The sequence below is a fragment of the Acidovorax sp. sif0632 genome, assembly GCF_019218805.1.
Taxonomy (GTDB): domain Bacteria; phylum Pseudomonadota; class Gammaproteobacteria; order Burkholderiales; family Burkholderiaceae_C; genus Acidovorax; species Acidovorax facilis.
The window spans coordinates 115,136-142,079 of the sequence record NZ_JAHUWW010000003.1; the positions used below are offsets into that span (position 1 = coordinate 115,136).

Sequence of the window (26,944 nt, forward strand, 5' to 3'; positions counted from 1 at the left end):
ACTAGCGCTTATCAGATAAGCGCTAGAGCCCGATTTCACCCAAAAAATCAGAAGTTCAGAGTGCGCTTATCCACTGCCAGGGCCGCTTCCTTGGTGGCTTCGCTCAGGCTGGGGTGTGCGTGGCAAATGCGAGCGATGTCTTCGCTGCTGGCCTTGAACTCCATGGCCACAACAGCTTCGGCAATCAGCTCGCTGGCCTGCGGGCCCACGATGTGCACGCCCAGAATCTCGTCAGTCTCGGCATCGGCCAGCATCTTGACCATGCCTGTGGTGTCGCCCAGTGCGCGTGCGCGGCCGTTGGCCAGGAAGGGGAAGCTGCCCGCCTTGTACTTGACGCCGTCGGCCTTGAGCTGCTGCTCGGTGCGGCCCACCCATGCGATTTCGGGGCTGGTGTAGATCACCCAAGGAATGGTGTTGAAGTTCACGTGGCCATGCTGGCCGGCAATGCGCTCGGCCACGGCAACGCCCTCTTCCTCGGCCTTGTGCGCCAGCATCGGGCCGCGCACCACGTCACCCACCGCCCACACGCCGGGCAGGTTGGTCTTGCAGTCGGCATCGACCACGATGGCACCGCGCTCGTCGAGCTGCAGGCCCACGGCTTCGACGTTCAGGCCAATGGTGTTGGGCACGCGGCCGATGGAGACGATGAGCTTGTCCACGTCCAGCGACTGGGCTTCGCCCTTGGCGTTGGTGTAGGCAATGCTCACGCCCTTCTTGCCGGTTTTGATCTCGCCGACCTTCACGCCCAGCTCGATCTTCAGACCTTGCTTGTCGAAGGCCTTCTTGGCTTCCTTGGCGATCTGCTCGTCCACCGCGCCCAGGAACGTGGGCAGACCTTCGAGGATGGTGACTTCCGCCCCCAGGCGGCGCCACACCGAGCCCATCTCCAGACCAATCACACCCGAGCCGATGAGGCCCAGCTTCTTGGGCACGGCGCCCACGCGCAGCGCGCCGTCGTTGGACAGCACCAGTTCTTCGTCGAACGGCGTGCCGGGCAGCGCACGGGCATTGGAGCCGGTGGCAATGATGATCTGCTTGCCCGTCAGCGACTCTTCGGCGGCGCCAGCCACCTTGATCTCGTAGCCGCCTTCAGCAGCCTTCACGAACGAGCCGCGGCCATGGAAGAAGCTGACCTTGTTCTTCTTGAACAGGTACAGGATGCCGTCGTTGTTCTGCTTCACGACGGTGTCCTTGCGGGCAATCATCTTGGCCACGTCCATCTTGACGCCCGTGGCGGTGATGCCGTGCTCGGCGAAGTGCTTGTTGGCGTGTTCGAAATGCTCGGACGATTGCAGCAGCGCCTTGGACGGAATGCAGCCCACGTTGGTGCAGGTGCCGCCGGGTGCGGGGCCACCCTTGTCGTTCTTCCACTCGTCGATACAGGCGACGTTGAAGCCCAGCTGGGCTGCGCGGATGGCGGCAATGTAGCCACCGGGGCCACCGCCGATGACGATCACATCAAATTGTTTGCTCATGGGAAATCTCGTTCAGTCTGTTGGAGAAAGACCCACCGGCGGGCACAACCAGAGGTCGGCCACGCGGGTGGGTCCATGCGGTCAGGAGGTTAGATGTCGAACAGCAGGCGCGATGGGTCTTCCAGCGCATCCTTCATCGCCACCAGGCCCAGCACGGCTTCGCGGCCGTCGATGATGCGGTGGTCGTAGGACATGGCCAGGTAGTTCATCGGGCGCACAACGATCTGGCCATTCTCCACCACAGCGCGGTCCTTGGTGGCGTGCACGCCCAGGATGGCCGACTGGGGCGGGTTGATGATGGGCGTGGACATCATCGAGCCGAAGGTGCCACCGTTGGAAATCGAGAACGTGCCACCGGTCATTTCTTCAATGCCCAGCTTGCCTTCAGCGGCCTTCTTGCCGAATTCGGCGATCTTCTTCTCGATGTCGGCAAAGCTCATCTGGTCGGCATTGCGCAGGATAGGCACCACCAGGCCACGGGGCGAGCCCACGGCGATACCGATGTCGAAGTAGCCGTGGTAAACGATGTCGTTGCCATCGACCGAGGCGTTCAGCACGGGGTACTTCTTCAAGGCGTGCACGGCAGCCTTCACGAAGAAGCTCATGAAGCCGATCTTCACGCCATGCTCCTTGGTGAACGTGTCCTGGAACTTCTTGCGCATGTCCATCACCGGCGCCATGTTCACTTCGTTGAACGTGGTCAGGATGGCGTTGGTCGATTGCGACTGCAGCAGGCGCTCGGCCACGCGGGCGCGCAGGCGGCTCATGGGCACGCGCTGCTCGGGGCGGTCGCCCAGGTCTTCCTTGGCGGCCGGGGCCGACACCTGGGGCAGTGCCTTGGTGGGCACGCCCGTGGGGATGGCGCTTGGGGCAGCCACCGCAGCCTTGGCGGCACCACCAGCCACAGCGCTGAGCACGTCACCCTTGGTCACGCGGCCATCCTTGCCGCTGCCGGCCACAGCCGATGCGGACAGGTTGTTCTCGGCCAGCAGCTTTGCGGCAGCGGGCATCGCCACGTCGCCCTTGGAGCCGCCAACAGCCGCTGGGGCGGGGGCGGGGGCGGGAGCCGATGCCGTGGCGGCAGCGGGTGCTGCAGCAGCGGCGGCAGGAGCGGCCGCGCCGGCCTTGCCTTCGGTATCGATCTTGGCAATGAGCTGCTCGGCCACCACGGTGGCGCCGTCGCCCTGGATGATTTCAGCCAGCACACCAGCCGACGGGGCCGGCACTTCAAGCACCACCTTGTCGGTTTCGATCTCGATCAGGATCTCATCCACTGCCACAGCCTCACCGGCCTTTTTCTTCCACGTCAGCATGGTGGCCTCGGCCACGGATTCGGACAGCTGGGGGACTTTGACTTCTACGATAGCCATATCAATTCTTTCGGAATGGGGTTTTGTTCTGTTATCGGGTCGCAGCTGGCCTTACTTGGTCAGGACAAAACCCTTGAGCTTGGCAAACGCGCCGTCCACCAGCGCCTTTTGTTGTTCCTGGTGCAGGTGCGAGTAGCCCACGGCAGGTGACGCGGAAGCCGCGCGGCCGGAATAGCCCAGCTTCTGGCCTTCGAGCATGTTCTCGTGGATGTAGTGCTGCACGAAGAACCAGGCGCCCTGGTTCTGCGGCTCGTCCTGGCACCACACCACGTCGGTGGCATTGGGGTAGCGCTTGATTTCAGCGGCAAATGCCTTGTGCGGGAAGGGGTAGAGCTGCTCCACGCGGATGATGGCCACATCGTCGTCTTCGCGCTCGGTGCGCTTCTTCACGAGGTCGTAGTACACCTTGCCGGAGCAGGCGATCACACGCTTGACCTTGGCGGCCTTCTTGACGATGGCCTCGTCCTGCTCGGGAATCACCGTCTGGAAGCTGCCCTTGGTGAACTCGGACAGCGGCGAAGTCGCATCCTTGTTACGCAAAAGCGACTTGGGCGTCATGATGATCAGCGGCTTGCGCAGATCACGCACCATCTGGCGACGCAGCACATGGAAGATCTGGCTAGCGGTGGTGGGCTGCACCACCTGCATGTTGGCGTCGGCCGACAGCTGCATGAAGCGTTCGAGGCGGGCAGAGCTGTGCTCAGGGCCCTGGCCTTCGTAGCCGTGTGGCAGCATCAGCGTGATGCCGTTGACGCGGCCCCACTTCACTTCACCCGAGGCGATGAACTGGTCGATCACGACCTGCGCACCGTTGGCAAAGTCGCCGAACTGCGCTTCCCAGATCACCAGGGTGTTGGGGTCGTTGGAGGCGTAGCCGTATTCAAAGCCCAGCACCGCTTCTTCCGACAGGATCGAGTCGATCACAACGAACGGAGCCTGATTCTCGGCCACATTCTGCAGTGGCACATAGGTGCCGATGTCCCACTTCTCGCGCTTTTGGTCATGAATAACCGAGTGGCGGTGCGTGAACGTGCCACGGCCACAGTCTTCGCCCGACAGGCGCACGGGGTAGCCGCTGGCCACCAACGATGCGAATGCCATGTGCTCGCCCATGCCCCAGTCCACGGGGATCTCGCCACGGCCCATCGCAGCGCGGTCGTCATAGACCTTCTTGACCAACTGGTGCGGCGTCACGCTCTCAGGAATGGTCGTGATCTTCTCGGCCAGGCGCTTCCACTCAGCCAGAGGAATGGCCGTGTCACCAGCGTCCGTCCACTTCTTGCCCAGGAACGGGCTCCAGTCCACGGCGTACTTGCTCTTGAAGTTGGTCAGGACGGGATCGACCGTGTGCTTGCCGGCATCCATGGCGGCACGATAGGCCTTGACCATATCGTCGCCCAGCGACTCACCCATGCCCTGTGCCGCCAGCTTGTCGGCATAGAGCTTGCGCGTGCCAGGGTGCTGGCCGATCTTCTTGTACATCAGCGGCTGGGTCAGAGCCGGGGTGTCCTGCTCGTTGTGGCCCAGTTTGCGGAAGCAGATGATGTCCACCACCACGTCCTTCTTGAATTCCATGCGGAACTCCAAGGCGAGCTGGGTGGCCAGCACCACGGCTTCGGGGTCATCACCGTTCACGTGCAGCACGGGCGACTCGATCATCTTGACGATGTCGGTGCAATACAGCGTGGAACGCGTATCACGCGGATCGGAGGTGGTGAAACCGATCTGGTTGTTGATGATGATGTGCACCGTGCCACCCGTGTAGTAGCCACGGGTCTGGGCCAGCGCCAGGGTTTCCTGGTTCACACCCTGGCCGGCAAAGGCCGCATCACCATGCACCAGCACCGGCAGCACCTGCTTGCCGTGCGGGTCGGCGCGGCGGTCCATGCGGGCACGCACGGAGCCTTCGACCACGGGGTTCACGATTTCCAGGTGGGATGGATTAAATGCCAGCGACAGGTGGACCGGGCCGCCAGGGGTGGTCACATCCGAGCTGAAGCCCTGGTGGTACTTCACGTCACCGGCTGGCAGGTCTTCGGGAGCGGTGTGGTCGAACTCGGCGAACAAGTCCTTGGGCATCTTGCCCAACGAATTGACCAGCACATTGAGACGACCCCGGTGGGCCATGCCGATCACGATTTCCTGAACGCCCTTGGCACCGGCAGACTGGATCAGCTCGTCCATGGCGGCGATGAAGCTTTCACCCCCTTCCAGGGAGAAACGCTTCTGGCCGACGTACTTGGTGTGCAGGAAACGCTCCAGACCTTCGGCGGCCGTCAGGCGGTCCAGTATCTGCTTTTTCTTGTCCACACCAAAGCTGGGCTTGCTGCGGATCTTTTCCAGCTTTTCTTGCCACCAGCGCTTCTGGTTCTGGTCAGTGGCATACATGTACTCGGCGCCGATGGAGCCGCAGTATGTTTCGCGCAGCGCGTTAATCAACTCGCGCAGGGGCATCGACTCTTTGCCGAAGAACGTGTTGCTCGTGTTGAACACCGTTTCCTGGTCAGCGTCGCTGAAACCATAGAAAGAGGGTTCGAGTTCAGGAATGGCGGGGCGCTCTGTGCGCTTGAGGGGATCCAGATCAGCCCAGCGTTGGCCCACGTTGCGGTAGGCAGCGATCAGCTGCTGAACGGCAGTGCGCTTGCGGCCCAGCTCAGAGTCCGCACCCGTTGCCACAACAACCTTGGTGCCGCCCTGTTTGGCGCGCTCGGCAAAAGCGTTGATGACGGGGAGGTGGGGGACGTCTTTGGCATTGCTGCCATCCACCGCAGGCACATGTTGAAGTGCATCAAAGTACTCGCGCCAATTGTCTGGCACGCTACCTGGGTTGGCGAGGTAGTTCTCGTACATCTCTTCGACATAGGGCGCATTGCCGCCGAAGAGGTAAGTGTTGCCTTGGTAGGCTTGATAGACGGACGTCGTATCGCTCATATTCCGCTGACCTCCGCTTTCCTTGGGAAAGCATTAGCTGGTTGAGAAACCTTCCGCGACACGGCTGAACCGATTGGCGGATGCGACTGTGGCTGGGGAAGGGCCTTGGTACGGGCGCCATTGTGCCACCGAATGGCCGACCGCCCTACGGAAATGGTGGGGCCGGTGCTGACACGCTGGCGCAACAAGCGGCTACAAACCTGGCTCGCGTACATTCCGGGTATCTCATTGCCACCTACCCTCATGACGCCACCCACCCTCCAGAACAAAGTCTTTTTGCTGCTGCTGGCCCTTGTCACCATCGCCTTTGGAGCCATCCTTTGGCAGTTCCACGGCGCGGTCTTCTGGGGCGTCATCCTGGCCATCTTGTTTGCCCCCCTGCACCGCAAACTGTTGCGGCGCATGCCCCGGCGGCGCAATCTTGCAGCGCTGTGTACCCTGGGACTGTGCCTTATTGTGGTCATCCTTCCCATGACAGCGATCACGGTATCCCTGGCCCAGGAAGCCACGATAATCTATGAACGGATGCGGTCGGGCCAGCTAAATTTTGGACTCTACCTACAGCAGGTGATCGCCGCCCTGCCCGCCTGGGCCGCCAATTTGTTGGACCGGTTGAATCTCACGACCGTTGGCGAGCTGCAACAAAAGTTCTCTTCCGTCGCCGTCCAGGCCAGCCAGTTTGTGGCCACACAGGCACTGAGCATTGGCCAGAACACGCTGCAGTTCATCGTGAGCTTCGGCATCATGCTCTATCTGCTGTTCTTCCTGTTGCGTGACGGATCGAGCCTGGCCTTGCGCATTGGCCAGGCCACCCCCCTGGACGAAACACACAAGCGGCAACTGGTCAGCAAGTTCACCACCGTCATTCGCGCCACGGTCAAAGGCAACATTGTCGTGGCAGCCTCCCAAGGAGCGCTGGGCGGTTTGATTTTCTGGATCCTGGGCATCCAGGGCCCCGTGCTGTGGGGGGTTTCCATGGCCTTCCTGTCGCTGCTTCCCGCCGTGGGAGCGGGGCTGATCTGGGTACCGGTGGCAATCTACTTCCTGGCCACGGGTGCGGTCTGGCAAGGCGTGGTGCTGACTGCGTTTGGCGTTGGCGTTATTGGACTCGTTGACAACGTCCTTCGTCCGATTTTGGTGGGCAAGGACACCAAGATGCCAGACTACGTTGTGCTGATATCCACCCTGGGAGGCATGGCGCTCTTTGGGTTGACGGGCTTCGTGATAGGACCAGTTATTGCGGCGCTTTTCATTGCGAGCTGGGACCTGTTTTCACCCAGCGCCAGCACTGAATCCGCGTAGCAAAATGGAGTGATACAACAATCGGGGCCATGAATAACATGGCACTGCATTGAACGTGCGGATCACAAAAAACAAAGGCCTCCGCAAGGAGGCCTTTGTTTACGCCAAAAGACTGGCGCCTGGATTCGGGTGGTAGGACGTACAAGATTCGAACTTGTGACCAACGGATTAAAAGTCCGCTGCTCTACCAACTGAGCTAACGTCCCAACCGGTTGCAATCAATCATGACTGACTGCTGCAAAGCCTTGGATTATAGCGTCGTTTTTTCAGTGTTTTTGGAAGTTGCGGCAAGTTTGTCCAACACCCACCCTGCAGCGCACTGACCAAAGGTCGCCGTCACTGCAACGACCGAACCGTATCCATGGCAGTTCAGAGAACCATCGCCATCCACATTGCAGGACGCATCGGGAGGCGCCACGGCTTCTCTGCTGAAGACGCAGGTCACTCCGATTTTTTTGCCATCACGGGCCGCCCGATGGTGCTTGCGCAAGCGATAGCGCAGTTGCGCCAGCAGAGGATCGTGGGTCGTCAAAGCAAGATCATCCACATCCACTTTGTGCGCATGGCGCTTACCGCCAGCCGCCCCGACCGTGATATGCAGAGCCTTCTGGGCTTGAGCCCAGGCCGCGATGGTCGTTTTGGCCTGCACCTGATCACACGCATCAATCACTGCATCAACGGACCCCGGAAGCAAACCAGGCCAATTGTCTGCATCCACGAATTCCTCCACGCAGTGGACGCTGCATTGAGGGTGTATTTGCGCAATCCGATCGCGCATTGCAAGAACCTTGGCCTGGCCGACGGTATCGGTAAGCGCATGGATTTGGCGATTGATGTTCGACTCAGACACGTGGTCGAGGTCAATCAACGTGATCTGCCCTACCCCACTGCGCGCCAAGGCTTCAGCGGCCCACGAGCCCACCCCCCCAACACCCACCACCACCACATGCGCCCGGCGGATACGCCAAGCGCCTTGTACGCCGTACAGCCGTTCCAGTCCGCCAAAGCGACGCTCCAGCGATGCATCTTCAACATTCCCTGCCGGGGCTTGCAAAGGCGCTTCGCCGACCATTACTTCAATCGGGAAAGGCGCTCTTTGGCCGCCACAGCCGCCTCGGACTGCGGGTAGGCGCGCACAAGGTCTTCCAGGGTCTTGCGGGCAGTTCGCGTGTCTTTGAGTTCAATCTGGCAGTTGGCAATGGACAAAGCCGCCTCTGGCGCCCGCGCATGAGCCGGGGCATCAGACAGCATCAGCTTGAAATTACCAATGGCTTCCTTGTAGTCCCGGGTAGCGTATTGGGCATTCCCAAGCCAGAAACGCGCAGACGGTACAAAACCGCTGCGCGGATACTGCCGCACAAAGGCTGCAAATGCTGCCCCAGCTTCTGGAAACTTGCCTGAACGAAACACGGCCAGTGCGGCTTCAAAGTCCTTTTTCTCAGCAGGATCTGCCTGGAACTCCTGGCCGTCCAAGGTCACCTTCACAGGTTCAAACTGACGCAGGCGCTCGTCTACCCCCTGGGCGATGTCTTTCTGGCGCCGTTGCAGGTCGGCAGCATCGCGCAACAGCTGTTCGTTCTGGCCGCGAAGTGTGGACTGCTCCGTGCGCAGCGTGTCAATCTGACCTTGCAGATCCAGCAGACTGCGCCGCAGCTGGGCGTTCTCTTCACTGAGCCTGCGCACTTCCTCTGCGGACCGTTGCTGAGACAGTTGCATGCCATCCACGCGCTGCCGCATTTCGAGAATGGCGCGGCGGGCTTCGCCATCCTCAAAAATTGCGGCATGGCCCGTGGGCAGCAAGGCCACGGACAGCATCACTGCCGCCAGCGCCTTGAGCGGGTAGGACAAAGAAATCGTGCGCATCAACGATAGGACAGTTCAGCCCGGCGATTTTGGGCGTGCGCGTCTTCAGAATTGCCTTGGGCTGCTGGTTTTTCCTTGCCAAAGCTCACAGCTTCCATCTGGCTGTCCTGCACGCCGAGCAGAGCCAGCGAACGGCGCACTGCCTCGGCGCGCTTCTGGCCGAGCGCCAGGTTGTACTCACGACCACCTCGGTCGTCCGTGTGGCCTTCAATCATCAGCTTGCGATTGGTGCCGGCCTTGATGAAACGAGAGTGCGCCTCGATCAGCGACTGAAATTCGGGCTTGATCACGTAGCTGTCGTAATCAAAATAAACGATACGGCTCACGCCCACTGGGCCTGCAGCATCGCGGCCCGACTGGCCGAGGTCCACACCAGCAACACCGCTCTGCGCGGTATTGCCAGAGTTGGCGCCAGTATTACCACCCATGGTAGACGTGGCGTTCTTGTCTTCGACCGGCACATCGTCCAGCTTCACGCCAGAGCTGCATCCGGCAACGAGGGCGACAACGGTAAGGGCAAGGGTAAAACGTTTGATCATCCAAAATTCTCCTGAAAACTTGATACTTGAAAGTGCTGATAAGTTCATTGCTTTTGAAACGGGCCCCAATCGGGCTCACGGATATCGCCCGCCTGCCCCGCGAGCCGGGCCTTGATCTTGCCGTCCAGCGTGGTGGTCATGAGCGCTTCACGCCCTTGCTGCTGGGTGGCATAAACGATAAGGCGGCTATTGGGGGCAAAGCTGGGGTTCTCATCTGCCGTTGTGTCGGTGACCGCATTCACAGTGCCCGAGGACAGGTCCATCACGTGCAGTTTGAAGGCCCCACCGACACGGGAGATGTAGGCCAGCCAGCGGCCATCGGGGCTGACGCTGGGGGAGATGTTGTAGCTGCCGGTAAACGTCACACGTTCCGCGTTGCCGCCAGTGGTGGAGACCTTGTAGATCTGCGGCGCGCCGCCACGGTCGCTGACAAAGTAAATGCTGCGGCCGTCACCGGAGAACATGGGCTCCGTGTCGATGCCAGCGCTTTGCATGAGGCGGCGCGGCTCGCCACCGTTGGCGTCGATGGTGTAGAGCTGAGATCCCCCGTCACGGCTGAGCGTCACGGCGAGGGATCGACCATCCGGAGCCCAGGCAGGGGCACTGTTGGACCCCCGGAAATTGGCAATCAGACGCCTGCGGCCGGAGGCCACATCATGCACATAGACCACCGGCTTGCGCGATTCAAACGACACATAGGCCAGTTGCCCCCCGTTGGGCGACCATGCAGGGGAAATGATGGGCTCCGGGCTCGACAGTGCCGATTGGGCATTCTCTCCGTCAGCGTCTGCCACCCACAGGCTGTACCGGGAGCCTGTCTTGGTGACATAGGCGATACGCGTCGAGAAAATGCCGCGCTCGCCCGTCAGCTTTTCATAGATGAAATCCGCAATGCGGTGCGACACCAGGCGCAGATCGCCTTGGGTGACCACAAAGCTTTGGCCACCAAGGTCCTGCCCCTTCACCACATCCCAAAGGCGAAAGCGCACATCGAAACGCCCATCTGCCAGGCGCGTCACACTGCCAGTAGCCAGGGAGTCCGCACTCTTCTGGCGCCACAGTGCGACATCCGGGCGCGCGGTTTCGTCCAGCACCGCGCCGGAGGCGTCTACCGCGCGGAACTGTCCGCTGCGCTCCAGGTCGGCCTGGACGATGGCCGATATTTTCTGGGGAGACTGCGCCTCGCCCCGGAACGGCGCAATTGCGATGGGCAACTGGGTCAAACCAACACCCGTGACCTCAACGCGAAATTGCGCGAGGGCGGGCAGTGCGGGGGTCGAGATCAGCGCAGCCAGCATGTGGCGGCGCAAGGGATGCGGCAAGGCCGCAGGGGATGGGTGTGTTGGGATTCGATCTGTGGTCATTGGCATCCAGCGGTGGCCGAACAAATGCCGAAAGGCAAACCCGAATGTTACACACAGCGGGGAAACCCCTGTGACAAAACGTGCGACCTCCAAACCTATTCGCACCGATTTCTTGCAGCCCATAACCTGCTGCGCAGAAATATCTCACCGGCACCTTGACCGCCCACAACCGTAGAATCCGGGCCACATGCAAGCCACAGATACGGGCGCCGCGCCTCCCAACACTCCCTCCCCGCCCGCTGCAAGCCTGGCCACACGCCTGCGCCGACTGTCTGTCTACTTTGGCAACCAGCGAATGGCCTGGAGCCTTGCCGTTGTTGCCACCCTCGTCGGCGCGATCACCGAGCCGCTGATTCCCGCATTGCTGCAGCCCCTGCTGGACCGGGGCTTCACGCAAGGCACCCTCCAACTGTGGATGGTGCCACTGGCCATCCTGGGCGTGTTTTTTGTGCGGGGCGTTGCCCAGTTCGTCGGCCAGTACGCACTGGCACGCATTGCCAACGAAGGCATGCTGACGCTGCGCCAGTCGCTGTTTGACAGGGTGCTGGCTGCCGAGATGGGCCTGTTCTCGCGCCAGTCAGCCAGCACGCTGTCCAACACCGTGGTGTACGAGGTGCAAACCGGCGCAACCCTGCTCGTACAGGCACTGCTAGGGGTGTCGCGCGACGGATTCACACTGGTGGCGCTGCTGGTGTACCTGCTGTACCTCAACTGGCAGCTCACGCTGATCGTCGCCGTGGTCGTGCCGGGCGTGGCCTGGATCATGAAGACCTTGTCCCGGCGCCTTTACCACCTGACCAAAAGCAGCCAGCAGGCCACCGACGAACTCGCCTATGTGGTGGAAGAAAACGTGCTGGCCCACCGCATGGTCCGGCTGCATGGCGCGCAGCCTGGCCAGGCCGGGCGCTTCGCCGCCTTGAGCCAGAGCCTGCGGCGTCTGGCGATCAAGTCCACCATCGCCTCCGCCGCCATGACGCCGCTGACGCAGCTACTCGCCGCTGCCGCGCTCTCCGTAGTGATCTGCATTGCCCTGTGGCAGAGCCGTGGCACCGTGGACGCCAAGGATGTCACCGTCGGCGGCTTCGTGTCATTCATCACGGCCATGCTGATGCTTATTGCGCCCATACGCCGCCTCGCCGATGTCGCCAGCCCGATCACGCGGGGTGTTGCCGCCCTGGAGCGGGGGCTGGCACTGCTGGGAGACACCGGAGCCGAAGCGGGCGGCCAGTTCCGCAAGGACCGCGCCCAGGGGGCGCTGGAACTCAAGCAGGTCACGGTGTCATTTGGCCCTGACCACGCCCCTGCACTGGACCACATCAGCTTGCGCGTGGAGCCTGGCGAAATCGTCGCCCTGGTCGGCCCCTCCGGGGCAGGCAAGACCACGCTGGTCAACCTGTTGCCACGGTTTGTGACGCCCGCTTCGGGTGAAATCCTGGTCGACGGGAACCCGTTGCCAGAGTGGGACCTCGGATCGCTGCGCTCGCAATTTGCCATGGTGAGCCAGGACGTGGTGATGTTCAACGACACTATTGCGGCCAACGTGGCACTGGGGCACGCGGTGGATGAAGCACGCGTGCAGGCGTGCCTGGCGGCCGCCAACCTGGCCGAACACGTGGCAGCACTCCCCCAGGGCATGCACACGGTGGTGGGTCACAACGCCACGCAGTTGTCGGGGGGGCAGCGCCAGCGGCTGGCAATTGCGAGGGCGCTGTACAAGGACGCCCCCATCCTGATCCTGGACGAAGCCACCTCGGCGCTGGACACCGAATCCGAACGGCTGGTACAGGACGCCCTGCAGCGCCTGATGCAGGGACGTACCACCTTGGTCATTGCGCACCGCCTGTCCACCATCGAGCATGCCAACCGGGTCATCGTCATGGAGCGTGGGCGCATTGCCGAACAAGGCACCCACGCTGAGCTGATGGCGATGGGCGGACTGTATGCACGCCTGCAGGCCCGGCCTGCCTCGGGCGAAACCGCCGCATTGCACTGAACACGCCATTGCGCGCTATTGCGCGCTAACCGGCGCGCGACAACGGCCGATCCCAGCGCTACGTCTACCACCGGCCCCGGTTGGGCTGGCGCTTGCGGATGGCTGCGGCGATTTTGTCGGCGGATTCGGTACGACTCACCCGCAAGGCAAAGTCGGCGGCCGTGAGCCCCAGCTGGTTCTTGAGCGTGGGGTCCGCGCCCTCATCCAGCAGCAGCTGAACGGCCTCGTTGGAACCGTATTGCGCCGCCATCATGAGGGGCGTGGTGCCGTTGGGTGATGTGGCATCGATGTAAGCGTGGTTTTCCAGCAGCAACGCGATGATGGCTACATGCTGGCGCGAACCTGCAGAGGCCGCATAGTGCAAGGGCGCCCAGCCTGTCTTGTTCACATCTGCATCGCGTGCCAGCAGCGCCTTGACGGCTTCCAGATTGCCCTTGAGTGCCGCCATCATCAAGGGACTTTCGTCCTGCGCATTGCGGGCTTCCACGTTCACCTGGCTGGATGCCAGCAAGGCTGCAAACGCTTTGGACGACCCATTCTGTAAAGCGATGGTCAGGCCCACCTGCCCTTTCGGGTCGCGCGTATTGGGATCAAAACCCCTGCGCAACAGCGCCGCAATGGCAGCATCGTCATCACGCAGGATGGCGACAAAAAAATCCTCATAGGCTCCGGCCCAGATGCCGGGGGCGGCAAGCCCCAGCGCCAGGGTGGCCAGCGCATTGCGGCGATGGCAAATCATGCGGTCACTCCCTTGAACAGAATGTCGAAGTTGCGGCTGGTGGCGTCGGCCACTTCCTCCAGCGTCAGCCCCTTGGTCTCGGCCACCTGCCGGGCCACATAAGGCACATACGAGGGATTGTTGGTCTTGCCGCGATACGGCACGGGCGCCAGATAGGGGCTGTCGGTTTCGATCAGCGTGCGGTCCAGCGGCACAAAGGCCACTACGTCGCGCAGCTCCTGGGCACTCTTGAAGGTCACGATGCCCGAGAAGGAAATGTAGTAGCCCAGATCCAGCGCCGCACGCGCCACCTGCATCGACTCGGTAAAGCAGTGGAAGACACCGCCTGCACGGTTTCCGGGGCCGTCCTCGCCCTCTTCGCGCAGGATGGCGAGGGTGTCGTCCGACGCGCTGCGCGTATGGATGACCAAGGGCTTTTCGCACACCCGGGCCGCGCGAATGTGGTTGCGAAAACGGTCGCGCTGCCACTCCAGATCGGCGATGCTGCGCCCGCCCTTGCGGTCTTCCATGCCGTAGTAGTCGAGCCCCGTTTCGCCAATGGCCACTACGCGCGGCAGGGCAGCACGGTCCAGCAGGTCCTGCACCGTTGGCTCGGCAATGCCTTCGTTGTCGGGGTGCACCCCCACCGTGCTCCAGAAGTTGTCGTGCGCCATGGCCAGGGCATGTACCCCGTCGAATTCTTCCAGCGTGGTGCAGATGCAAAGAGCCCGGGTGACCTGTGCCTCGGCCATGGCCTGGCGGATGGCGGGCAGCTGGCTCACCAGTTCCGGAAAATTGAGATGGCAGTGCGAATCAGTGAACATGCGGTTTCAAATTAGTCGTTTCTGGGGCGCAACGCGGGCCGTCAAAGGCGGCGCAGCGCTCTGGAGTAAAGATACGCCATCCGCTCCCTCGTCGTGGGCGCCCATAAAAAATGCCGACCAGCCTGCGCAGGTCGGCACGGTGGCGGCGCCAAACTCAGATGGTCTGGGTGGGCCGGTCGGACCCCAGGGATGTGCCCAGCAGCTCCTCGATCTTGGCCTTGAGCTGGCGCGACTTTTCGTCCTTGGGAAACTGGATGCCGACGCCCTGGGTGCGGTTGCCCGCAGCCCGGGCTGGCGTGACCCATGCCACGCGCCCCGCCACCGGATAGCGCTGCGTGTCGTCCGGCAGCGTGAGCAGCACATAGACATCATCGCCCAGCTTGTAGTCCCGCTGGGTGGGAACAAAAATGCCCCCTTCGGCAAAAAAGGGAATGTAGGCCGCGTACAGGGCCCCCTTTTCCTTGATGGCCAGCTGCATGACGCTGGGGCGGGGGGCGGTGGATGGACTGCTCATGGATGGATGGGTGCGGCTCAGTGCTTGGAGTGTAGGGTGTTTCGCGCCTGGGCGACAAGCGCCTCCAGCATGAGGCCAGCATTGAAAGGATGGTCCGCCGTGCGTGCAGCCTTGGCCAGTGCGCGCGACCAGCGGGTCAGAGCACCTAACGGCGGCACCGCCTTGGGCAGGTCTGCGGGTGCAAAGTAGCGCGGCGCGCCGCCTACGCTGGCCGCCAGCAGGTCATGGCAGAGTTTTTGCAGTGCGTCGATCACCTGCGCGGGCGACCAGTCTCCCAAGGCAGTCACATCGCCCTTGGCCACCGCCTGCGGCAAGGCCGACCAGGCTTGTGGACTTCGGCCCGAGCGCGCCAGTGCCAACGCATCGTCGGGCCGCCCGCCTGCGGCCCGCAAAAACGACACAGCGGCATCCGCAGCGATGCCCTGCCCTTGCAGCCACTGCAGCATCTGGTCCTGTGCGGGCCAGACCATGGTGTGGCCCAGGCAGCGGCTGCGAATGGTGGGCAGCAATTGGTGCGCCGCCTCGCTAGCGAGTACAAAGCGCACGTCACCCGGCGGCTCCTCCAGGGTCTTGAGCAAGGCATTGGCCGTGATGTGGTTCATTTGCTCGGCCGGGTACACCAGCACTGCCTTGCCTTTGCCGCGCGCCGAGGTGCGCTGCGAGAACTCCACCGCATCGCGCATGGCTTCCACGCGGATCTCGCGGCTGGGCTTGCGCTTCTTGTCGTCGATGTCCGCCTGGGCCTTTTCCGACAAGGGCCAGCCCAGCGCCATCATCTGCACCTCGGGCATCAGCACACACAGATCGGCGTGGGTGCGCACGTCGATGGCGTGGCAACTGCTGCATTGGCCGCACGCGCCCTGCTCTGTGGGCGCATCGCACAGCCAGGCCCGCACCAGCTCCAACCCCAAGGCGTACTGGCCCAGGCCCGATGGCCCCTGCAACAACCACGCGTGGCCGCGCTGGGCCAGCAGGCTGGTGCGCTGCGCGGCAATCCACGGCGCCAATGCCACTGTGGCCTCGCTCATTGCGGCCCCCCCTGGGACGCCACCATGATCGCCAGCCACCCCTTGCGCACAAACACGCTGGTGAGCTGCTGCCACACGCGGTGGCGGTCTTGGGCCGCGTCCAGGCGTGCAAAGCGCTGCGGCGCTGCAGCGGCGCGGTCGGCATAGCCCTGCGCCACGCGGCGGAAGAACTCGACGGGCTGGGCCTCGAAGCGGTCGGGCACACGCGCACCGGCCAGGCGTTCGGCCGCCACCTCGGGCGCTAGGTCAAACCACACCGTCAAATCGGGTTCACGCATCAAATCTGCCTCTGGCGCAAGTCCAGTCTGCGCAAGACGCTCCAATACTGATAGCACACCAAGATCAAAACCGCGCCCCGCGCCCTGGTAGGCAAAGGTGGCATCGGTGAAGCGGTCGCACAGCACCACGTCGCCCCGCGCCAGGGCGGGCTCGATCACATTGCGCAGGTGATCCCGGCGGGCCGCAAAGATCAGTAGGGACTCGGTGAGCGCATCCATCGGGTCGTTGAGGACCATCTCGCGCAGTTTTTCGGCCAGCGGCGTGCCGCCTGGCTCGCGGCTGACGGTGACAGCACGGCCCTGTGCCCGAAAGGCAGTGGCCAACCCCTCGATGTGCGAGGACTTGCCCGCACCGTCGATGCCTTCAAAGGTGATGAACAGACCGGGTCGTGACATGAAAACCTTGGTGGAAGAATCTACTGCTGGCCGCGTTGGTAGCGGTTGACGGCACGGTTGTGCTCCTCCAGCGACGTGCTGAAGTGGCTGGCGCCATCGCCCTTGGCCACAAAGTACAGGGCGCGCGTGGCGTCCGGCTGCACGGCGGCCAGCAGCGACGCCTTGCCGGGCATGGCAATGGGAGTGGGCGGCAGGCCTGCGCGGGTGTAGGTGTTCCAGGGCGTGTCCGTCTGCAAGTCGCGGCGGCGCAGGTTGCCATCAAACTTCTCGCCCAGGCCGTAGATCACCGTGGGGTCGGTCTGCAGCAGCATGCCCACGCGCAGCCGGTTGGCAAACACGCCCGCAATCTGGCCCCGGTCGCTGGCCTTGCCCGTTTCCTTCTCCACAATGCTGGCCAGAATCAGGGCCTCTTCGGCGGACTTGAGGGGCGTGTCCGCCGAGCGCTGCGCCCAGGCGGCTTCGAGGCGGCGGTCCATGGCATGCATCGCCCGGCGCAACACAGCGATGTCGCTGGAGCCTTTGGCGTAGGTGTAGGTGTCCGGAAAGAAGCGCCCCTCGGGTGGCACACCGGGGCGGCCCAGCTGGGCCATCAGCGCTTCGTCGGTCAGCGTGGCAACGTCGCGCTTGAGCTGATCTTCCTTGGCCAGCGCCTGGCGCACCTGGCGCCAGTTCCAGCCTTCGACCAGGGTGATGGCGCGCAGGCTCTCTTCGCCGCGCACCAGCTTTTGCAGCAGGCTGCGGGGCGTGGTGCCAGGGGGGATTTCATAGTTGCCGGCCTTGATGGCACGGTCCTGCCCCGAGAAGCGGAACCAAGCGTAGAGCATGCGGGCATCCACGCGCGCGCCAGCAGCCACCACATCGCGGGCGACGCCCCGGGGTGTGGTGCCGGGCTCGATGGCCAGCTCCAGAGGCTCGCTGCCGGTCACCAGCGGCTGGTGCAGCCACCAAAAAGCCGCACCACCGGATGCGATCAGAACCAACACGATCAAAGCCAGTAAACGTCGCACAACCCTGATACCTGTATGAATGGGAGCGGGCATCATAATTCAGCGATGACTTACCCCCTGAACGGCATTACCCCCCTGTCCCACCTGGGCGTGATTCGCGTGGAAGGCGAAGACGCCGCCAAGTTTCTGCACGGCCAGCTCACCCAGGATTTCGCCCTGCTCGGCATGGACCAGGCCCGCCTCGCAGCCTTTTTGTCGGCCAAGGGCCGCATGCAGGCCAGCTTCATCGGCTTCAAGCGCAGCGCTACCGAGGTGCTGCTGGTGTGCAGCCGCGACCTGCTGCCCCCCACGCTCAAGCGCCTGTCGATGTTTGTATTGCGCGCAAAGGCCAAGCTGACCGACGCCACCAACGACTTTGCCCTGTACGGTCTGGCCGGAGACACCGTGCCCGACGGCAGCCAGCCCGCCTGGACCAAGGCCGATATCGGCACCGCGTCGGTGGTCCACCTGTACCCCGCCGATGGCCAGCCCCGCGCCCTGTGGGTGGCCCCGGCCGTTGACCCGGCCCCCGCAGGCCCCGCGCTGGACGCCGCGCTGTGGCTTTGGAGCGAGGTGAAGAGCGGCGTGGCAACCCTGACCACGCCCGTGGTCGAGGCCTTTGTGCCCCAGATGCTGAACTATGAATCCCTGGGTGGCGTGAACTTCAAGAAGGGCTGCTACCCCGGCCAGGAAGTGGTTGCGCGCAGCCAGTTCCGGGGCACGCTCAAGCGCCGGGCCTACATCGCCCATGCGCCAGCCGAAGTGGCAGTGGGAGCCGAAGTGTTCAACACGGCAGACCTGGAGCAGCCCTGCGGCACCGTGGTGCAGGTGGCTTCTGCACCGGGCGGCGGATTCGACACCATCGTGTCGCTGCAGATCAGCGCCGCGCAGGAAGGCAGCCTGCAGGTGGGTGCCACGGACGGCGTAGCGTTGGCCCTGCTGCCGCTGCCCTACGCGCTGCTCAAAGATATTTGAATAAAAATGGGCTCCAGCGCTTATCCATCAAGCGCAAACAGCTCATTTTTTAATAGCAAAATCGACTACAACCGCTGCGCCATCGCAATGTGCGCGATGCCAGCCTCTTCGTAAGGCTCACCTACCACGGAGAAACCGGCGCGGCGGTAAAAGCCCTCAGCGCTGCGCTGGGCGTGCAATTGCACCTCCGTGTCGCCCCGGGCGCGGGCGGCGGCGACCAGCGCATCCAGCAACTGCAGCCCCCACTGCGCACCACGCACCGAGCGGTCCACGGCCATGCGGCCGATGCGGCCCACACCCGGTGACTGCTGCAGCAAACGGCCCGCAGCAATGGGCATTCCCAGCCGGTTGTAGAGCACGGCATGGCGGGCCGAGATGTCGTGCACATCGGCTTCGATTTCGGCGGGAATGCCCTGCTCGTGCACAAACACCTCCGTGCGCACACGGCCTGCATCGCGGCCCAGCGTGTTCCAGTCGCCCGTGCGCACCTCGGCCATGTCGGCACCGGCCTCAAAGCCCTCGAAGATGGCGCGCAGCGCGGGTGGCACCGGGCGCGAGGTCTGCGTGGCCGGGTCGGCAAACACATAGACCAGTTCGGCCGAGATCAGCAACCGGTCGCCACAGAAAATGCCCGCCGTGAACAGGCAGGATGAGTTGCCGATGCGCGTGCAGCGCAGGCCCACATCCAGCGTGTCATCGAGCCGCGCAGAGGCGTGGTATTCCACCGTGGCCTTCTTCACATACATCTCACCGCCCAGTACATGCATGCTCGCCTCGTAAGGCAAACCCAGCGCGCGCCAGTAGTCGCTCATGGCCGTGTCGATGTACATGAGGTAGTGCGCGTTGAACACGATCTTTTGCATGTCCACCTCGGCCCAGCGCACGCGCAGGCGGTGGAAACAGCGGAATTCGTTGCGTTGCATGTTGTCTTCACTCCATTCCAAAGGCCAATCGCAGCGCCCGGGCTGCGTCGGCATGGGCCTTGCGCGCCTCGGGGATGGCGCGGCCCATCTTGATGAATTCGTGGGTCACGCCCCGGTAGATGTCCAGATCTACGGGCACACCGGCCAGGCGCAATTTGTCGGCGTACTCAATGCCTTCATCCACCAGCGGGTCACACTCCGCCAGACCGATCCAGGCGGGGGCCACACCATCGACATCCGGCGCATGCAGCGGGGCAAAGCGCCAGTCTTCGCGCTCGGCGCGGCTTTGCACGTAGTTGCCGAAGAACCAGCTGATGGCAGGCTCTTCCAGCACCAGGCCGCGCGCGAACAGCGCGTGAGATGGCGTGTCTTGATGGGCGGCGCAGCCCGGGTAGATCAGCAGTTGCAGCGCCAGCGGCAGGCCCGCATCGCGCGCCAGAATGGCGTTGACCGCGGCCAGCGTGCCCCCCGCGCTGTCGCCCCCAACGGCCAGGCGCTGCGGGTCGGCACCCAGGCGCTCGGCGTTGGCAGCCAGCCACTGCAGCGCATCCCACGCATCGTTGCTGGCCGTGGGAAAGCGGTGCTCCGGCGCCAGCCGGTAGTCCAGCGACACCACCATGCAACCCGCCAGACGCGCCAGCTCGCGGCACAGAATGTCGTGCGTGGCGATGTTGCCAATGGTGAAGCCGCCGCCGTGCGTGTACAGCAGCACGGGCAAGCCCTTGTCGGTGCTGGGCGCGTACAGCCGTGCGGGCAGCATGGCGCCGTCGCGGGCCGGGATCTGCAGGTCCTCCACCCGCGCCAGTGCGGCCTTGGGCACCTCCAGCACATCCGCGCCCGCCTGGTAGGCGATGCGTGCCTCCTGCGGCGTGCGCGTGTGCAGCGGTGGGTGCCCCGCGCGCGCCATGCGTTCAAGCACGCTGCGCATCTGGGGGGTGAGACGGGTGTGGTGGATGTGCAGGTCGGTCAACGGTTGGGGTCTCGGCAAAAAAAGAAAACGGCCCGCACGGCGGCGGGCCGCTCATCGGTGGCTTACTTGAAGGTCACGCGCACCGGTGCGGCGCCGGGCAGGCCGTCGTAGGTGGCCGTCACCGACAAACCGGCCTTGGGCGGCAGCAGGGGCGAGAATGAGCCCAGGCTGATCAGATCGCCCGGCTGCATGGCCAGGCCTTCTTGCGCCAACGCGCCCGCCAGCCATACCACCGCATTGAGCGGATGCTCCAGGATGTCGCTGCCCTTGCCACCGCCCAGGCGCGCGCCCGCGCCATCGGTCAGCGACACGTTCATGTCGGCCAGCGCCTTCAGCATGGCCAAACGCTCGCCGCGATAGGCTGGCACAGCAATGGGCGTACCCGCCACGCCCAGGCGCGCGCCCACGTTGATGGCCGTCACGCCTGCGCCATTGAGCTTGGGCGGCGCCTGCACCATCAGGTCGGGCAATTCCATGAACGGGATGATCTGGTCCACGGCATCCAGCACGTCCATGGGGGTCTTGGCCTGGTTGATGGCGGCGCTTTTCACGCGCACCAGCATGTCGGCCTCGTACAGTGGGCGGGCACCGAAGGCCGCATCCACCGTGGCGCCGCTGGGCAGCACCATGCCTTCGTAGAGCTTGCCCCACACGGGTTTGTCGGTGTTGAAGCGCTTTTGCACAGCGGGGTTGGTGAGGCCCGCCTTGTAGCCAATCACCTTGCCCATGCGCTGTGCCAGCAATGCGTTGACCTTGCCGCGTGTGCAGGCGCCGTCGGCGTCAGTGAGGTTCTCGGGGTTGGCGGCGGGGGTTTTGGCGACATAGTTGGCCACCAGGTCGGCGGCCTGCGCATCGGTCAGGCACTGGGCCTGGGCGCTTGTCACAGATGCGACGGCTACCAGGGCCGCCATCAGGGTTTGCTTCGTTTTCACGCGTGTCTCCTCCTTATAAAGTGAGCTCAGAACTCGTTTCAAGGGCTGGCGAGCTATCGTAATCGCTGGCACTCCCATTCACACATTCTGTTGCACCATGGCTTTCATCTACTACGTCACCCAGATCCAGTTTGAATTCGGCGCCGTCAAGCTGCTGAAACAAGAGTGCGAGCGTGTGGGCATCACACGTCCGCTGATCGTGACAGACCCTGGCGTGAAGGCCGCAGGCGTGCTGCAAAAGGCGCTGGACGCGCTGCCTGGCATGACCGTGGCGGTGTTTGACCAGACGCCGTCGAACCCCACCGAAACCGCCGTGCGCGCCGCCGTTGCAATGTACAAGGCCCAGGGCTGCGATGGCCTGATCGCCGTGGGCGGTGGCTCGGCCATCGACTGCGCCAAGGGCATTGCGATTGCCGCCACGCACGAAGGTCCCCTCACCCACTACGCCACCATCGAAGGCGGCTCACCCCGCATCACCGAGCGCGCCGCACCGCTGATCGCCGTGCCCACCACCAGCGGCACGGGCAGCGAGGTGGCGCGAGGCGCCATCATCATCGTGGATGACCACCGCAAGCTGGGCTTTCACTCGTGGCACCTGGTGCCCAAGACGGCCATCTGCGACCCCGAACTCACGCTGGGCCTGCCCCCCATGCTCACTGCCGCTACGGGCATGGATGCGATTGCACACTGCATGGAAACCTTCATGTCCGCCGCGTTCAACCCGCCCGCTGACGGCATCGCGCTGGATGGCCTCACACGCGGCTGGGCGAACATCGAGCAGGCCACCAAAAACGGCAGCGACCGCGACGCGCGCCTGCACATGATGAGCGCCAGCATGCAGGGCGCCATGGCCTTCCAGAAGGGCCTGGGCGCGGTGCACTCGCTCAGCCACAGCCTGGGCGGCGTGAACCCGCGCCTGCACCACGGCACGCTCAACGCCATGTTCCTGCCCGCCGTGGTGCGCTTTAACGCTACGGCCGAATCGGTGCAAAAGGAAAAGCGCCTGGAACGCATGGCACACGCCATGGGCCTGGCCAGCGCGGGCGACATCCCCGAAGCCATCCGCGACATGAACGCCCGCCTGGGCCTGCCCACGGGCCTGGCGGCCATGGGGGTGACCGAAGCCCTGTTCGACGACATCATCAAGGGCGCCATGGCCGACCACTGCCACAAGACCAACCCGCGCATTGCCACGCCCGAGGAATACCGCGACATGCTGGCGCAGTCGCTGTAAGAGCCTGCCCAAAGCGTATTGGTGATCTCCCTGCGGCGGCGCCACAGCACCTGGTGTGCCGCCGCCTCCAACGCACATAGAAGCCTTCCTGCCGTGACCGCTCCTGCGGGATTGCGCTGTCCAAACCCATCTCACGCGATTCACTACGCGCTAGACTCCGACTCGTCAACAATTAATTAACAATTCATTACCCTGGTGGAGAGCCAGTTCAATGTCGTTCTGGCGCTGCCCGGAGACTTTGATCAGGCCCTGGGGGGAGGGCCACTGTCGATGCGCACCGGAAATCTCAGCACCTGGCTCCTGCGGGGCACCTATCCCCGGCTGTATGTGCCTATCGTGCTGATCATCGTGCTGGTCAGCACGGTGCGCTACCACTACCTGGTGGCCACAGAAACCGACGAGGTGCGCCGCCATGCCGCCACCGAACTGCGCCGTGCTGGCGATGCGCTGCTGCCGTCGCTGGCGGCCCTGCCCGCCTCGGACCGCCAGGCCCAGGCCACGCTGCTCAGCGAAGGGATTGCCAGCTTCGGGCCGGGCATCCATTCGCTGAAATGGCAGGTGGACAACGAGCCCGCCACCGAAGCCCGGGCGCCCCGCCTGCCCGCCACCGCGCCAGACTGGTTTGCCCAATGGGTCAACATTGCACCGCCCTCGCAGCAGTTCAGCCAGGCGTTGTCCAGCGGCGGGGCCTCCGGGCGCCTGACGGTGACGCTGCAGGCGGCCCCCCTCGTCGGCCAGGTCTGGAGCACGGTGGTGGTGCAGTTGCGCATCTCGGCCCTCAACATTTTCACCATCCTGCTGCTGCTCACCCTGCTGCTGCGGGCCAATGCCCGCATGCTGCGCCGCCTGGCAGAAGCCACCGATGCGTTCCGCCAGGGCCGCCTGGACACGCGCATGGAGGTGACGGGCACGCTCGAATCGCGCGCCATGGCGGCCACCTTCAATGACATGGCGGGCAAGGTCCAGTCGCTGGTGCTGTCGCTGCGCGAAACCCAGCAGCAGCAAAGCGAACAACTGCACTTCACACGCCAGCTGATCGACGCCCTGCCCCTGCCGGTGTTCGTGCGGGATGCGAAGGGTGTCACCCTCGAAGTCAACTGTGCCTGGCAGCGGCTTTTTCATGCCCCTGCCGGTGCTGGCAACGCTCAGGCCTCGCCACCCGCGTATCCCCAGGAGCTGTCGCCCGAGCGCTCCACCCAGATCGCCCAGGCGCAGGACAATGAGATCCGCGTGCACCCCGCCAACCACCAGCCCCCAAGGCACATGGCCTACTACGAGGCCCCATTCACCACCACCCGGGGCACGCTGGCCGGCACCATTGGCACCCTGGTGGATGTGACCGAACGCAAACGCGCACAGGAGGCCCTGCGCGCCGAGAAGGAACGCGCCGAGGTCACGCTTGCCTCCATCGGCGACGGGGTGATCACCACCGACCCCTCGGGCTGCATCGAAACCATCAACGAGGCCGCACAGCTCATGACCGGCTTCACCGCCGACCAGGCGCTGGGGCGGCAGCTGGACGACGTGTTTCGCCTGTATGAAGAGCTTGCCAGCCGCAACGCCAGTTCTGCGGCCGAGCGGGACACCGTGCCCGGCGCCCTGCAGCCGGTCACGCACGAGGTGCTGATCCACCGCTCAGGCGAACGCTACGCCATCGAGTACACCGCGTCAGCAATCCGCCAGGGCGATGGCACGGCCGCAGGCTGCGTGCTGGTGTTCCGCGACGTGACCGAAACCCGCAACCTGCGCCACCAGATTTCATGGCACGCACGGCACGATCCGCTCACCGGGTTGTACAACCGCGCCGCCCTGGCCGAGCGGCTGACCCATGCCATCTTCGTGGCGCGGCAAAAAGGGCTGCTGCTGGCGGTGTGCATGCTCGACCTGGACCATTTCCAGACCGTGAACGACGCCCACGGCAACCGCGTGGGCGACCGCCTGCTCAAGGAAACCGCGCGGCGCCTGGGCGCCTTCATCACGCCACAGGACGCCGTGGCGCGCATGGGGGGCGATGAGTTTGTGCTGCTTCTGGGCGAGCTGCCCGACGTGCCCGCCATCGAGGCGCGTGTGGACGTGCTCATGCAGCAGCTGGCCGCCCCCTACGCCATCGACGACCGCGTGCTGCACACCACCGTGAGTGTGGGCGTGGCCGTGTTTCCGCAAGACGACGCCAACCCCGACACCCTGCTGCGCCACGCCGACCAGGCCATGTGCCAGGCCAAGGGCTTCGGCCGCAACCAGATGCATGTGTTCGACGTGCAGCTGGACCACGCCGTGCAGACCCAGCACACGCGCCAGACCCGCGTGGCCCAGGCGCTGCACGCGGGCGAGCTCGTGCTGCACTACCAGCCCAAGGTGAACCTGCGCACCGGCGAAATCCTGGGGCTGGAGGCCCTGCTGCGCTGGCAACACCCCGAGCAGGGCCTGCTGGGCCCGCAGCATGTGTTGCCCCTGATCGAGGATGCCGAGCTGGAGGTGGAAGTGGGCGAATGGGTGCTGCGCCAGGCCCTGGCACAGATGCGGCAGTGGACGGACGCCGGCATGCTGTGGGAGGTGAGCGTGAACATCTCCGCGCCCCACTTTCACCGGGCCAATTTTGTGGAGCGGCTCAAGGACATCCTGCACACCTGCCCCGAGGTGTCGCCCACCCGCCTGGAGCTGGAAATCCTCGAATCTGCAGCCTTGCAAGACATGCAGTACATGCGCCACATGATGCAAAGCTGCCAGGCGCTGGGCGTGCGTTTTGCGCTGGACGACTTCGGCACCGGCTTCTCCTCGCTGTCTTACCTGAAGCGCCTGCCCGCTGAAACCATCAAGATCGACCAGTCGTTCGTGCGCGGCATTCTGGAAGACGGCGACGACCTCACGCTCGTGAGCGCCATCGTCGCGTTGGCCGCCGCCTTTCACCGGCATGTGGTGGCCGAGGGCGTAGAAACCGCCGAGCAATGCGCCAAGCTGCTGGAGCTGGGCTGCGAGCGCGCCCAGGGCTTTGGCATTGCTCGGCCCATGCCTGCGCACGAGGTGCTGACCTGGGCCCGGGAGCACGCTGCTCGCCATGCGGCCCGGGCGGTGCAGGAGGCGGCGCGGCGGCCTGCCTCAACCTGAGTACTACAGCGGTTGCACTGCGTTCATGTCGGGCCGCGCCAGCCACGCCTGCCACTCGTCCACCAGCTGCTGGCTGGCCCGCGTAGCCGCAAGCCAGGCCTTGGCGCGCGCGGCGCTGTCGGTGCCGTAGTGGGTGAAATCGTTGCGGTCGGGCAGCTTGGCGTTGGGCAAGGAGCGCACCCAGTCGGGGCTGGGCGACAGCACCACCATGTTGTCCAGCGCCGGGGTGGAACGGTGGCGCCACTTGAGTCCCTTGTCCAGCCAGCCGGGCACCACCTGGTGCTGGAAATGCGGGTACAGCACCAGGCCGGGCGAGGCAGTCGGGCCAGAATCTGAGGGTTTTTGGCCGCCAGCGCTTGTTGGATAAGCGCTGCCAGCTATTAATTCAATAGCATTCTGTGATTGTTGGCCGTAGGCCAGGTGCAGGTGGTAGTCGGTGATGCCCCCGTCCCAATACGCTCCACGGGGCGCACCCGGAATGTTGTGCACGGCCTGCAGCACAAACGGGATCGAGCAGCTGGCTTGCAGCGCTGGCATGAAGTTGCCGCCGTGCAGCAGCACCTGCCGCGTGCGGTAGTCCGAGGTGCCAAACGGCAATGCAGCGCACGCAGCACCCACGCTCACACCAACACCATCGGCCGTGGCTGCATCGGACGAGGAGAACACCACTCGCTCCAGCCACGCCCCCATCGCCTTGCGGTGCACCGTGTTCGTCAGAAACGCGCCCAGATAGCCCAGCGGCGTGGCCACGCGGTGCTCGCGCCCTAGCAGGTGCCGCCCGCGCGAGGTGACGATGTGCAGGCGGTAGCGCGGGTGGCTCAGCACCTCGTCGATGCGCCCACCATAGAACGCCTGCAGGTTCTGCCCAAACCGCTCGCTCACATGCGCGGCCGTGGGGCGCTTCTTGCCCGGCGGCAGGTCGTAGTGCTGGTGGATGTAGTCGTGCTCCAGCCGCTCGAAAGCCGCCACCGATTGCTGCAGGCAGGCCGTGGCCATGCGCCAGGCGCCGATCGAGGCGCCCACCAGATGCACCGGCTGGCTGGACTGGGGCAGCCACTCCCCAAAGATAAAACGGTCCAGCGGACCCAGGATCAGGCCCTTGGGGCCCCCTGCCGCCGCAGGGATCACGCCCACATCGCCGGGCTGCAGCCCGTGGTTTTCAAGGTGTTGGCGGGCGCGGGGGCCGGCATGGATGCGCAGGGCTTTCATGGGCGGCATTTTCGC

22 protein-coding genes and 1 tRNA gene are annotated in these 26,944 nt (G+C 64.2%); 5 read left to right on the forward strand and 18 right to left on the reverse strand.

What is annotated here, in order from left to right; translation table 11 throughout:
* Positions 1 to 47: 47 nt before the first annotated feature.
* The 3 genes from lpdA to KW832_RS10490 form a co-directional block, all read right to left on the reverse strand.
* Complete coding sequence (gene lpdA / locus KW832_RS10480; protein WP_121420342.1) at positions 48 to 1,475, reverse strand: dihydrolipoyl dehydrogenase; 1,428 nt, start codon at positions 1,473 to 1,475, stop codon at positions 48 to 50.
* An 89-nt stretch (positions 1,476 to 1,564) separates the two neighbouring features.
* A complete protein-coding gene (odhB, locus tag KW832_RS10485) occupies positions 1,565 to 2,845 on the reverse strand; it encodes a 2-oxoglutarate dehydrogenase complex dihydrolipoyllysine-residue succinyltransferase (protein WP_218299855.1) in 1,281 nt (426 codons plus the stop codon).
* Positions 2,846 to 2,896: 51 nt separating this feature from the next.
* Positions 2,897 to 5,776, reverse strand: a complete 2,880-nt coding sequence (locus tag KW832_RS10490; RefSeq protein WP_218299856.1) for a 2-oxoglutarate dehydrogenase E1 component — start codon at positions 5,774 to 5,776, stop codon at positions 2,897 to 2,899.
* A 243-nt stretch (positions 5,777 to 6,019) separates the two neighbouring features.
* Here KW832_RS10490 and KW832_RS10495 point away from each other — a divergent pair, with 243 nt between their 5' ends.
* Complete coding sequence (locus KW832_RS10495; protein WP_055396675.1) at positions 6,020 to 7,078, forward strand: AI-2E family transporter; 1,059 nt, start codon at positions 6,020 to 6,022, stop codon at positions 7,076 to 7,078.
* Positions 7,079 to 7,208: 130 nt separating this feature from the next.
* On the opposite strand, the gene KW832_RS10500 is transcribed toward KW832_RS10495, so the two are convergent.
* The 5 genes from KW832_RS10500 to tolB all read right to left on the reverse strand — a co-directional run bounded on the left by KW832_RS10500 (position 7,209) and on the right by tolB (position 10,844).
* Positions 7,209 to 7,284: transfer RNA gene (locus KW832_RS10500), tRNA-Lys, on the reverse strand.
* A gap of 44 nt (positions 7,285 to 7,328) precedes the next feature.
* Complete coding sequence (locus KW832_RS10505) at positions 7,329 to 8,150, reverse strand: ThiF family adenylyltransferase (RefSeq protein WP_218299857.1); 822 nt, start codon at positions 8,148 to 8,150, stop codon at positions 7,329 to 7,331.
* Entirely contained in the window at positions 8,150 to 8,941 is a 792-nt protein-coding gene (ybgF, locus tag KW832_RS10510) for a tol-pal system protein YbgF (protein WP_121506181.1), read from the reverse strand. Before ybgF ends, KW832_RS10505 begins: the two co-directional genes overlap by 1 nt.
* The gene (gene pal, locus KW832_RS10515) at positions 8,941 to 9,480 is read right to left on the reverse strand and encodes a peptidoglycan-associated lipoprotein Pal (RefSeq protein WP_055393955.1); all 540 of its coding nucleotides are present in this window, start codon (positions 9,478 to 9,480) and stop codon (positions 8,941 to 8,943) included. The genes ybgF and pal overlap by 1 nt, the downstream gene beginning before the upstream one ends.
* Before the next feature lie 44 nt (positions 9,481 to 9,524).
* Positions 9,525 to 10,844: a Tol-Pal system beta propeller repeat protein TolB gene (gene tolB, locus KW832_RS10520; protein ID WP_218299858.1), complete on the reverse strand. Its 1,320-nt coding sequence runs from the start codon at positions 10,842 to 10,844 to the stop codon at positions 9,525 to 9,527.
* 187 nt (positions 10,845 to 11,031) lie between these two features.
* On the opposite strand from tolB, the gene msbA reads away from it, so the two are divergent.
* Complete coding sequence (gene msbA, locus KW832_RS10525) at positions 11,032 to 12,837, forward strand: lipid A export permease/ATP-binding protein MsbA (RefSeq protein WP_218299859.1); 1,806 nt, start codon at positions 11,032 to 11,034, stop codon at positions 12,835 to 12,837.
* A gap of 64 nt (positions 12,838 to 12,901) precedes the next feature.
* Here the strand turns inward: msbA and KW832_RS10530 are convergent, their stop codons facing one another.
* The 6 genes from KW832_RS10530 to mltG all read right to left on the reverse strand — a co-directional run bounded on the left by KW832_RS10530 (position 12,902) and on the right by mltG (position 17,602).
* Positions 12,902 to 13,576 carry an ankyrin repeat domain-containing protein gene (locus tag KW832_RS10530; RefSeq protein ID WP_055393961.1) on the reverse strand — a complete coding sequence of 225 codons (675 nt, stop codon included), beginning with the start codon at positions 13,574 to 13,576 and terminating at the stop codon, positions 12,902 to 12,904.
* Positions 13,573 to 14,379 (reverse strand): TatD family hydrolase, encoded by an 807-nt coding sequence (locus tag KW832_RS10535; protein WP_121506178.1) that lies wholly within the window; start codon positions 14,377 to 14,379, stop codon positions 13,573 to 13,575. The genes KW832_RS10530 and KW832_RS10535 overlap by 4 nt, the downstream gene beginning before the upstream one ends.
* 154 nt (positions 14,380 to 14,533) lie before the next feature.
* Entirely contained in the window at positions 14,534 to 14,893 is a 360-nt protein-coding gene (locus KW832_RS10540) for a PilZ domain-containing protein (protein WP_010465538.1), read from the reverse strand.
* A 17-nt stretch (positions 14,894 to 14,910) separates the two neighbouring features.
* Positions 14,911 to 15,921: a DNA polymerase III subunit delta' gene (locus KW832_RS10545; protein WP_218299860.1), complete on the reverse strand. Its 1,011-nt coding sequence runs from the start codon at positions 15,919 to 15,921 to the stop codon at positions 14,911 to 14,913.
* Entirely contained in the window at positions 15,918 to 16,595 is a 678-nt protein-coding gene (gene tmk, locus KW832_RS10550) for a dTMP kinase (protein WP_218299861.1), read from the reverse strand. The genes KW832_RS10545 and tmk overlap by 4 nt, the downstream gene beginning before the upstream one ends.
* 20 nt (positions 16,596 to 16,615) lie before the next feature.
* The gene (mltG, locus tag KW832_RS10555) at positions 16,616 to 17,602 is read right to left on the reverse strand and encodes an endolytic transglycosylase MltG (RefSeq protein ID WP_370628674.1); all 987 of its coding nucleotides are present in this window, start codon (positions 17,600 to 17,602) and stop codon (positions 16,616 to 16,618) included.
* A gap of 45 nt (positions 17,603 to 17,647) precedes the next feature.
* On the opposite strand from mltG, the gene KW832_RS10560 reads away from it, so the two are divergent.
* Positions 17,648 to 18,556: a folate-binding protein YgfZ gene (locus tag KW832_RS10560; RefSeq protein ID WP_218299863.1), complete on the forward strand. Its 909-nt coding sequence runs from the start codon at positions 17,648 to 17,650 to the stop codon at positions 18,554 to 18,556.
* 65 nt (positions 18,557 to 18,621) lie between these two features.
* Here the strand turns inward: KW832_RS10560 and KW832_RS10565 are convergent, their stop codons facing one another.
* From KW832_RS10565 to KW832_RS10575, 3 genes are all read right to left on the reverse strand, one after another.
* On the reverse strand, positions 18,622 to 19,479 hold the full coding sequence (locus KW832_RS10565; RefSeq protein WP_218299864.1) for a YbgC/FadM family acyl-CoA thioesterase: 858 nt from the start codon (positions 19,477 to 19,479) through the stop codon (positions 18,622 to 18,624).
* Between the two features lie 7 nt (positions 19,480 to 19,486).
* Positions 19,487 to 20,407: an alpha/beta hydrolase gene (locus KW832_RS10570; RefSeq protein ID WP_218300372.1), complete on the reverse strand. Its 921-nt coding sequence runs from the start codon at positions 20,405 to 20,407 to the stop codon at positions 19,487 to 19,489.
* 104 nt (positions 20,408 to 20,511) lie between these two features.
* Positions 20,512 to 21,381 (reverse strand): fumarylacetoacetate hydrolase, encoded by an 870-nt coding sequence (locus KW832_RS10575; RefSeq protein ID WP_218299865.1) that lies wholly within the window; start codon positions 21,379 to 21,381, stop codon positions 20,512 to 20,514.
* A gap of 97 nt (positions 21,382 to 21,478) precedes the next feature.
* Between KW832_RS10575 and KW832_RS10580 the strand changes: the two genes are divergently transcribed.
* Together KW832_RS10580 and KW832_RS10585 are read left to right on the forward strand one after the other, a co-directional pair.
* The gene (locus KW832_RS10580) at positions 21,479 to 22,615 is read left to right on the forward strand and encodes an iron-containing alcohol dehydrogenase (RefSeq protein ID WP_218299866.1); all 1,137 of its coding nucleotides are present in this window, start codon (positions 21,479 to 21,481) and stop codon (positions 22,613 to 22,615) included.
* Between the two features lie 195 nt (positions 22,616 to 22,810).
* Positions 22,811 to 25,720: an EAL domain-containing protein gene (locus tag KW832_RS10585; RefSeq protein ID WP_370628675.1), complete on the forward strand. Its 2,910-nt coding sequence runs from the start codon at positions 22,811 to 22,813 to the stop codon at positions 25,718 to 25,720.
* A gap of 3 nt (positions 25,721 to 25,723) precedes the next feature.
* Here KW832_RS10585 and KW832_RS10590 read toward each other — a convergent pair whose 3' ends face one another.
* Complete coding sequence (locus tag KW832_RS10590; protein ID WP_218299867.1) at positions 25,724 to 26,929, reverse strand: phospholipase; 1,206 nt, start codon at positions 26,927 to 26,929, stop codon at positions 25,724 to 25,726.
* Positions 26,930 to 26,944: the final 15 nt, after the last annotated feature.

Excerpts from the sequence above, each read along its gene's own strand:
- tmk (WP_218299861.1), bottom strand. The coding sequence starts at position 16,595 with ATGTCACGACCCGGTCTGTTCATCACCTTTGAAGGCATCGACGGTGCG.
- KW832_RS10570 (WP_218300372.1), bottom strand. The coding sequence starts at position 20,407 with ATGCGCAGCGTGCTTGAACGCATGGCGCGCGCGGGGCACCCACCGCTG.
- ybgF (WP_121506181.1), bottom strand. The coding sequence starts at position 8,941 with ATGCGCACGATTTCTTTGTCCTACCCGCTCAAGGCGCTGGCGGCAGTG.
- KW832_RS10565 (WP_218299864.1), bottom strand. The coding sequence starts at position 19,479 with ATGCAACGCAACGAATTCCGCTGTTTCCACCGCCTGCGCGTGCGCTGG.
- KW832_RS10530 (WP_055393961.1), bottom strand. The coding sequence starts at position 13,576 with ATGATTTGCCATCGCCGCAATGCGCTGGCCACCCTGGCGCTGGGGCTT.
- odhB (WP_218299855.1), bottom strand. The coding sequence starts at position 2,845 with ATGGCTATCGTAGAAGTCAAAGTCCCCCAGCTGTCCGAATCCGTGGCC.
- msbA (WP_218299859.1), top strand. The coding sequence starts at position 11,032 with ATGCAAGCCACAGATACGGGCGCCGCGCCTCCCAACACTCCCTCCCCG.
- pal (WP_055393955.1), bottom strand. The coding sequence starts at position 9,480 with ATGATCAAACGTTTTACCCTTGCCCTTACCGTTGTCGCCCTCGTTGCC.
- KW832_RS10505 (WP_218299857.1), bottom strand. The coding sequence starts at position 8,150 with ATGGTCGGCGAAGCGCCTTTGCAAGCCCCGGCAGGGAATGTTGAAGAT.
- KW832_RS10490 (WP_218299856.1), bottom strand. The coding sequence starts at position 5,776 with ATGAGCGATACGACGTCCGTCTATCAAGCCTACCAAGGCAACACTTAC.
- KW832_RS10495 (WP_055396675.1), top strand. The coding sequence starts at position 6,020 with ATGACGCCACCCACCCTCCAGAACAAAGTCTTTTTGCTGCTGCTGGCC.
- KW832_RS10535 (WP_121506178.1), bottom strand. The coding sequence starts at position 14,379 with ATGTTCACTGATTCGCACTGCCATCTCAATTTTCCGGAACTGGTGAGC.
- lpdA (WP_121420342.1), bottom strand. The coding sequence starts at position 1,475 with ATGAGCAAACAATTTGATGTGATCGTCATCGGCGGTGGCCCCGGTGGC.
- KW832_RS10590 (WP_218299867.1), bottom strand. The coding sequence starts at position 26,929 with ATGAAAGCCCTGCGCATCCATGCCGGCCCCCGCGCCCGCCAACACCTT.
- KW832_RS10560 (WP_218299863.1), top strand. The coding sequence starts at position 17,648 with ATGACTTACCCCCTGAACGGCATTACCCCCCTGTCCCACCTGGGCGTG.
- KW832_RS10580 (WP_218299866.1), top strand. The coding sequence starts at position 21,479 with ATGGCTTTCATCTACTACGTCACCCAGATCCAGTTTGAATTCGGCGCC.
- tolB (WP_218299858.1), bottom strand. The coding sequence starts at position 10,844 with ATGACCACAGATCGAATCCCAACACACCCATCCCCTGCGGCCTTGCCG.
- KW832_RS10545 (WP_218299860.1), bottom strand. The coding sequence starts at position 15,921 with ATGAGCGAGGCCACAGTGGCATTGGCGCCGTGGATTGCCGCGCAGCGC.
- KW832_RS10540 (WP_010465538.1), bottom strand. The coding sequence starts at position 14,893 with ATGAGCAGTCCATCCACCGCCCCCCGCCCCAGCGTCATGCAGCTGGCC.